This window comes from Acidobacteriota bacterium (assembly GCA_022340665.1).
GTDB lineage: Bacteria > Acidobacteriota > Thermoanaerobaculia > Thermoanaerobaculales > Sulfomarinibacteraceae > Sulfomarinibacter.
In genome coordinates this window covers 1-7,494 of the sequence record JAJDNM010000074.1, presented here as the reverse complement: position 1 = coordinate 7,494, position 7,494 = coordinate 1, and the positions used below count along the sequence as shown (strand labels likewise).

The window sequence follows — 7,494 nt, the reverse complement described above, 5'->3', positions numbered from 1 at the left end:
CCGGAAATCGGCGAAAACATCGCCTTCACCCTGACCGGCTTTGTCGGCACTATCGCGAAGGCTACCTGGGACTTCGGGGAGACCGGTTGCGACGGTGCCTCTGCGACCTACGTGTGTGAGCCCAGCCTATTCGACAACTGTACAGCGGCCAGCTTCTCCTTCGCCTCCGGCGGCGAGAAGTCTGTCAGCGTTTCCCTCGAGCTCGAGGGCGGCGGTACGGACGCAGCCGGACCGTTCACGGTGACTGTCGCCAACAGCGGATCGTGCGACAGTGGCGGTGGCGGTTGTAGCTACACGCTGAGCCCGACCAGGGAGACCTTCACTCCCTCGGGTGGGAGCGGTGAGTTTTCGGTCGTCACGACGACCGGGTGCGACTGGACCGCGACCACGCCGTCAACCTGGGTCACTCTCGATTCGGGAGAGGGCACGGGTTCGGGAACCGTCTATTACACGGTTGACGTCAACCCCGGAACGAATGAAAGATCGGCCTATATCTACGTGGAAAACAGGTCCTTCAAGGTGACCCAGACGGCCGACAAGGGTGATATCGCGCCCACGGCCTGGCAGTGGACCGTGACGCGGGTCGAGGACGAGGAGGGGAATCCGGTCGACGAGGACGTCGGAAGTGGCAACGAGCCGAGCTTCAGCCACGTCTTTGCCCTTCCGGGCCGGTACCGGGTCAGCCTGGTTGCCTCGAACTGCTATGGCTCCGATACGGCAGTTGACTACATCATGGTTGCGGAGGCGCCGGTAGAGGACTTCGTGGTCGGCGCCGCAGTCAGCCGGGTGGCGGGTGCGAACGACACCAACTGGGAGACTGACCTTCGTTTCTACAACCCGTGCGACGAAGACCTCGACGTGCGCATCGAGTACCTGCCGGAAAACGTCAACAACGCAGGTGCGGAGCTGGTGTTCAGAGAGTTCGCGCTTCTCCCGAACGAGACACGGGTCTTCGGCCACATTAACGAGGCCATCCCCGGCCTCGGCGAGGATCCGGCATCGGGCTCGGTACGTATCGAGTCGAAGAGTGACAGCGGCTGCAAGGTGCTCTCGGTATCGCGCACCTTTAACGACACGCCGGAGGGCAGCCTCGGTCTCTTCGTGCCGGCGCTGCCGGTCAAGCGGGTCGGGCTCGAGTTCCTCGATCTCACCGGCCTCGTCCATGACCAGAGCTACCGCACCAATCTGCGCCTCGTGAACTATTCTGACGAGGACGTCTGGGTTCCTCTCACAGCCTATGACAAGACCGGCGAACCGGTCGGCAACACGCGCAGCGTCAAGGTGCGAGGCCAGAGCTCCAAGCAGATCAACGCGGTAGCCGAGTGGCTGAGCGTGTCCGGCGACCTGGCGCCGTTCTCGATACGGGCCGAGATCGACGGGCTCGATGTCCAGGCCTTTGCGACGGTGGTCGACAACATCACCGGTGACTCGGTGCTCTACCTGTCGAACTTCTTCGATGAGGAGACGATATGGCTGGCTGGCGTCGCCAGCTTGTCGGGGGTGAACGACTCCCAATGGCGTACGGATCTGTGGCTCTACAACCCCACTGGTGACTGGCTCCCCGGCGAGGCCGAGTTCGTGGTTGGAGACAATCCGAGCGATTCCTACGGCTTCGAATGGCCGACCCTCAACGTGCAACGAACGAAGCAGTATCTCGACATCGTGTCGGACGAGCTCGGGCTGTCGGAAACCCGTGGATACATCGTACTGTCCGGCGACGGCGGCCCGGCACCTCAGGTGGCGGCCCGGACCTATAACCTCGACCCATCCGGCGGGACCTTCGGCCTCAACCTGCGTGCGTTCGGCAGCAAGGATCTGCTGCAGCCGGGTGAGACCGGGTACATCGCCGGAATCTCGAACTCCTCGGACCAGAGCGTCGGCTACCGGACCAACGTCGGGGTACTCAACACCGACCGTGGCGGTTGGACCACGGTGCGAATCACGATGTACGACGTCGACGGCGTTCAGGCCGCCGAGCCGTACGAAACGACCATCGCGCCCGGAAAGCTACGCCAGTTCGACGTTTTCAAGAAGCTAGGCCTGAGCCAGAACGACATGACCGGCTCGCTCATGATCGAGGCCGTCAGCGGCGGCGCGGTGGCGGTCTACGCGACCGAAATCGACAACCGCACCCAGGATTCGATCTTCATTCCGGCGCAGCTCAAATTCTTCGGTCCGGCGCGGTAGCGCGAAGATTGACGAAAGACCGGCCGGGGGCGGACATCACCCCCGGCCGTTTGCGTCGGCTGGCACGGTCGTTGCTTTATAATCCGTGAAGGCCGGGCTTGCGCCACAACGGCATTCATCAAGGAGAATCCAATGATTCGTCATGTACTCAGCCTTTTGCTGTCCCTGATCATCGTCGCCGCCCCGACGATGGCGGAAGATTCGATAGAGCCGAACGAGATCATCGAGCGTGTTGTCGCCGCCGCCGGCGGCGAGGCGTTTGCGAAGATCGGCGTGCTCAAACTCGAGGTCACGCAAGAGGAGATCCGGAATGACGGCACGAGCTCGAAAGAGCATTTCACCGCCTACATCGACACCACGAACCTCGAGAATCAGCGGATCAACTATCCGGGCGAGCTCGTCGTCGCTCATCACGGGGGAGGAGGTTGGTCAACCACGGCAGGCGTCATGGACGATCGCCCGCAGACCACGATTCGAGCGGAACGGGCCCTCAACCAAACCCTGTTTCCTCTACTCCTGCCCCACAGCCTCAGGATGGAGGGGGTACGGGCGAGCGAATACCGTGAGGCGACACTCAACGGCCGACAGGTCTGGGCAGTCGCGTTGCCCTTCGCCAAGGGGTTCTTCAACTCGCCGGTGCTGACGACCTCCTGGCTGATGGTTGTGGACCAGCAAGACGCTTCTCTCATCACGATCGAGTTCTTTCCCTCGCCCGAGTTCCGCAAGGTGTCACCCGTGGGCACGCGGTACCGAGTCCTTGATTACCAGGAAATCGGGGGTGCCAAGGTGCCGGAACGCATCCTGGCGGTTGGCATCAACGCGCGGGGGGAGGAGAGCGGCCACTCACGCGTCACAACGATCAAGGCCTCGATTCACGGACCGTGGGACCCCAAGCTCTTCCTCAGCCCCGCGCAACTCGAAGCCCTCGAGAAGGACGAATGAGCCGAATTTCGAATTTCGAATTTCGAATTTCGGATTTCCCGCCCACCCCCCGGTACGACCGGCGGGCGACTGGGAGATCAACATTCAAAGATGGCTCTTCAGGCTGCTCCTCGAGTTGACAGGACCGCTGGAATTGTCTTGAGCAGGATTTTCAGGTCGAGCCACGGCGACCACTGGTCGATGTAGGCGAGATCGAGCGCGATCCAGCGGTTGAAGTCATCGAGGTTCGCACGGCCCGATACCTGCCACAGTCCGGTGATTCCGGGTTTCATCGACAGCCGCCGTCGTTGCCAGCGCTCGTATCGTTCGACCTCTTCCGGGAGCGGAGGTCGTGGACCTACCAATGACATGTCTCCCTTGAAGACGTTGTAGAGCTGAGGCAGCTCATCGAGGGACATCCTCCGCAGCACCCTGCCCACCGGTGTGATCCTGGGATCGTGTCGGGCCTTGAACGCCGGGCCGTCGACCTCGTTGAGGTGGGCGACCTCGTCGAGACGGCTGTCAGATCCTTCGTACATGGTGCGAAACTTGCGGAGCTTGAAACGACGGCCGTTGAGGCCACAGCGGGTCTGCGAGTAGAAGATCGGCCCGGGCGAGCCGAGCTTGATAGCGGCGGCGATGATCGGGACCAGAGGCGCGGTCAGCACGATGCCGAGCGTCGATGCCGCGAGGTCCTGGAGGCGCTTGAGAAACATCGGGAAGGGCGCGCCCGGAGTGTTGGTGAAGGTCAGGAGCGGAATTCCCTCGAGCTCTTCGAGCACCACCCTTGACTTCATGTGCGGGAAGTAGAGGGCCACCCGGGCGCGGATTCCGAGTTCCGAGCAGAGGAGAAAGCTCTCCTCGAACTCCTCGAGCTGGCGGCGCGAGAGCACGAATATCACCTCGTCGACGACCTCTTCCTGGAGAATCTGCGGAAGGTCATCGGCCCCGCCGAGAACCGGCAAGTCGGCAACCTCGTCACTGTGTTCGCCGTTCGGAGCGACGAACCCGACCAGCTGCAGACCCCAGTGGGGGTGTTCGGCGACGATTCGCGCGACTTCCTCGGCACGCGGGTTGATGCCCACAATCAGCAGTGTCCGATAGTTGTAGCCACGCTTGCGGACGCGCCTCGCTGCCAGGCGGAGCACCAACTTCTCGCCGATCAGGAACACGAGATCGAGAGAGGCGAACAGAATCAGGAACGGCCGAGAAACGAAGTCGAGTCGAAGCAGCCACCCCGCTGCGGCGAGCACCAGGGTGCCGGCTCCGACCACCTGCACCACCTGCCAGATTTCGGAGGCGAGAGAAACGGTACGACGCGATGTGTAGGCCTCGCGGGTCACCAGCAGCAGGGTCCAGATGGCGAGGACCAGCGGCAACAGTCCGAGGTAGCGCGAGAGTGGGTAGAGCTCGGTCGGGAACAGCGAGGGCGCGATCTGTGGCGCAACGTGGGAGCGAAGCCACCACGCGAGCAAGAACGCCGCCGTGGTGAGGACAAGGTCCGCGGTCCACACCCAGTAAGCAACGACCTTCGCTCTCTCCTTCAGCACAGCGCCTCCAGAACCTCTTCGTACCGGTCGGCGACGTCCGACCACAGGTACCGCTCCTCGACCCGACGCCTCGACCGCAGTCCCATTTCCTCCAGCTGCCGGCGGTCATCGATCACGTCGGTGATGACTGTCTCGAGACGGTTTTCGCCTTCGAAGCGGAAACGACGACCGACGTCATCAGCCACCTCCCGATTCTCGGGCGTGTCATAGTACAGCACCGGTCGTCCGGCTCCCATCGCCTCGACCAGGGCCGGATGGGTACCGCCGACTTCAGTGGCGTGAACATAGGCACGACAGTTGAAAAGCAGCTGCCGGTATCCTTCGCCGTAGATCGGGCCGGGCAGGACGACACGCTGGTCGGCAATGTCGGCGACCCGACGGGTCAGGCCACGTGCGTAGGGCGCGCCGCCGACCATGACCATGGGTCGCAAGCCATTGACCTTTCGATAGGCTTCGGCCACGCGGTCCGGATTGTTCTCGGGCTCGAAGCGCGATACGTAGAGGAGATATTCGCCGGGCTCGAGGCCGAGCTCGGTGAGGATGTCGGTACCGCCGGGCGGTTCGAGGTCGCCTCCATAGACGATCATTTCGGAGGAGGCATTGTAGGCGCGTCGGTAATACCGTTGAATGACCTCGGCATCGGTGATCAGAGCGTTGGGAAGACGCGCAGAAAGATACTCTCCGAGGCGGTAGTAGCTGCGGCCCGCCCGGCCCCACTTGCGACGCTTGCGCTCGAGCCCGTCGACGTTGAGGGCTACGGGCACGCCCGCCATCTGCAGGATACGGACGAACGGGGCGTTGGCAGCGTTGCACATCAGAACGGCGTCGAATCCTCTGCGGGCGGCGTGAAGTGCCGATAGGAAGGTGTGGGAAACCGTTTCCAGGTGTTTGCTCCGCAGTGCCGGCAGAACCACCAGCTGCATTCCCCTGTACTCCTCGAGTGCGGGATCGATGAAGCCGTGTCGACCGTAGACCGTGACCCGATGGCCACGGTCTGCGAGACGCGCCCCCAGTTCTTCGGCGAAGGTTTCGAATCCGCCGTAATTCGCGGGCACTCCGCGGGTGCCGATGATCGCGAGTTTCAAGCTTCTTCGACCTCCTCCACCCTTCCCCGTCTACGGAACCACGCGTTGATCCGTCGGGTCGGAACCGTGCGCCGCCCGAGGACCCAGCTCCTCCGACGCTTCGAATCTCGACGCAGGCGCCAGACATCGATCAGGCCGGGCAGGGATGACCGCTCGACCGTGAGACACGCTCCGATCACCAGCATGTCGCGCAACAGCCACCCGGGGAAACAATGTACATGCCAGGCGAGGTCCGCGCAGTGCCGGCGCAAAAGGAAGCGATTTCGCACCGAGAACCGGTTGATCTCCCGATGGCCGGCGCGCCCCTCTTCGGGCCGGAAGCCGCGGCGGTGGGCAGCTGTGGCCGACGGCGCGTAGAGGCATCGCCAGTCACGGAGTTGGAGGCGCCAGGCGAGCTCAGCGTCCTCACGGTAGGCGAAGAATGGTTCGGCGAAGTACTCCTGACCCGGGTAGGCGACATCGTCGAGCGCCGCCCGCCGATAGAGAATGGCTGCGGCGGTTCCTCCGAAGACCCAGGCCGGACGATCGCACGAACCCTCGTCGGGAGCGCCGGAACCTCGGTCGAAATGGCGGCCCGAGCAGGTCACGAGCATGCCTGCTGCGTCGATCACTGGCTGTGGCTCCAGATTCGGACCTTCACCGCGCAGGAGCTTCGGGCTGAGGGAGCCGATTCTTTCCGTCTCCGGCCCGCCTGCGGCGGCGGCGAGGAGACATCGGGGGAGGTCGGGGCTCGGCGCGCAATCCGGATTGAGGAGCAGGACCCAGGGTTCGGAGGTGGTGGAGATTCCGCGGTTGGCGGCGGCTGCGAATCCTGTGTTTTCCTTCTCGCGCAGCACTTCCGTGGTGGGCTTGCCGGCAAACGAGGCGGCGATGTCGGCCGAGTTGTCCGCCGAGGCGTTGTCCACCACCACCAGCTTCACCGGTGCCGGCTCGAGGCGCTCGACCGCGTCCAGGCAGGCGCCCAGGGTTTCTGCGTGGTTGCAGGTGACGATGACCACCGAATAGGCGCCTTCGTGTTTCACGGCGTCATCTTGGCACAAGCCGCCGAGGCGTGCCAGTTGCGATCGGGATGGCGGGTCAGGTTCGCGGCCGTGTATTTCTTGTCCTCCATACCCACCGGTATACTCCCGGGGATGTTGCGAAATCCGGCCAACGCCTCGTGGAGGATCAGGTGCGGGTAACGGCCTGGGTCACACCCGTGGCGTTCGCCGCACTGGCTGCGGTCCTGGGCATGCTGGACGCCGTTTCCTGGCCGGAGGCGGTGTTGGTGTCAATCTCGGTCGCGCTGGCCTTCCTACCCAGCGGCTGGTGGGCCTCTGGCAGTACGCGCAGACGCCTGGCCGAAGCATCGCTGGTGCCTGTAGCCTTCGCAATCACTATGGTCGGGTCCGGACTCATGCGGCGCATGGTCCTGCCGCCGTTGCTGCTGCTTGCGATCTGGGCGGTGGCAGCCACGTCTTGGGGCCGAGTACCGGGTCGTCGACAGCCCCTGTTCGCGATCTTCCTGGGGCTGGCCGCGCGAGCGGCGACCGGGCTCGGGTTGAGCGGTGTCGAGGCCTTGCCGCTGGCGCTGACCGTTGTGCTCGCGGCGGCGCTGCCCTGGATGGCGGCACGCAGATGGGGCCCGAGGGCGGCAGAGGTTGCAGCCCTCCTCGGGGGCGTTCTCCCGTGGTATCGATGGCCCCTTGCCGCCATTCTCGTGATGGCGCTGACGCTGATTCTGAGCGCCGCAGGCAGAAACCGTCACTCGG

The 7,494-nt window shown here is 63.9% G+C and carries 6 protein-coding genes; 3 read left to right on the top strand and 3 right to left on the bottom strand.

Features of this window, described 5'->3' with window-relative positions:
* Both LJE93_09230 and LJE93_09225 read left to right on the top strand, forming a co-directional pair.
* On the top strand, positions 1-2,187 hold a 2,187-nt coding region (locus tag LJE93_09230; GenBank protein ID MCG6949077.1), incomplete at its 5' end, for a PKD domain-containing protein.
* 132 nt (positions 2,188-2,319) lie between these two features.
* On the top strand, positions 2,320-3,129 hold the full coding sequence (locus LJE93_09225) for a hypothetical protein (protein ID MCG6949076.1): 810 nt from the start codon (positions 2,320-2,322) through the stop codon (positions 3,127-3,129).
* A 98-nt stretch (positions 3,130-3,227) separates the two neighbouring features.
* On the opposite strand, the gene LJE93_09220 is transcribed toward LJE93_09225, so the two are convergent.
* From LJE93_09220 to LJE93_09210, 3 genes are read right to left on the bottom strand one after another with little or no spacing between them, the layout of a single operon-like run.
* Complete coding sequence (locus LJE93_09220) at positions 3,228-4,658, bottom strand: sugar transferase (protein MCG6949075.1); 1,431 nt, start codon at positions 4,656-4,658, stop codon at positions 3,228-3,230.
* Positions 4,652-5,743, bottom strand: a complete 1,092-nt coding sequence (locus LJE93_09215; GenBank protein MCG6949074.1) for a DUF1972 domain-containing protein — start codon at positions 5,741-5,743, stop codon at positions 4,652-4,654. The genes LJE93_09220 and LJE93_09215 overlap by 7 nt, the downstream gene beginning before the upstream one ends.
* Positions 5,740-6,765, bottom strand: coding sequence for a glycosyltransferase family 2 protein (locus LJE93_09210; protein ID MCG6949073.1), 1,026 nt, complete (start codon positions 6,763-6,765; stop codon positions 5,740-5,742). The genes LJE93_09215 and LJE93_09210 overlap by 4 nt, the downstream gene beginning before the upstream one ends.
* A 149-nt stretch (positions 6,766-6,914) precedes the next feature.
* Here LJE93_09210 and LJE93_09205 point away from each other — a divergent pair.
* On the top strand, positions 6,915-7,494 hold a 580-nt coding region (locus LJE93_09205; GenBank protein ID MCG6949072.1), incomplete at its 3' end, for a hypothetical protein.

Bases quoted from the DNA above. Each gene is read 5' to 3' on its own strand.
- LJE93_09225 (MCG6949076.1), top strand. From the start codon at position 2,320: ATGATTCGTCATGTACTCAGCCTTTTGCTGTCCCTGATCATCGTCGCC.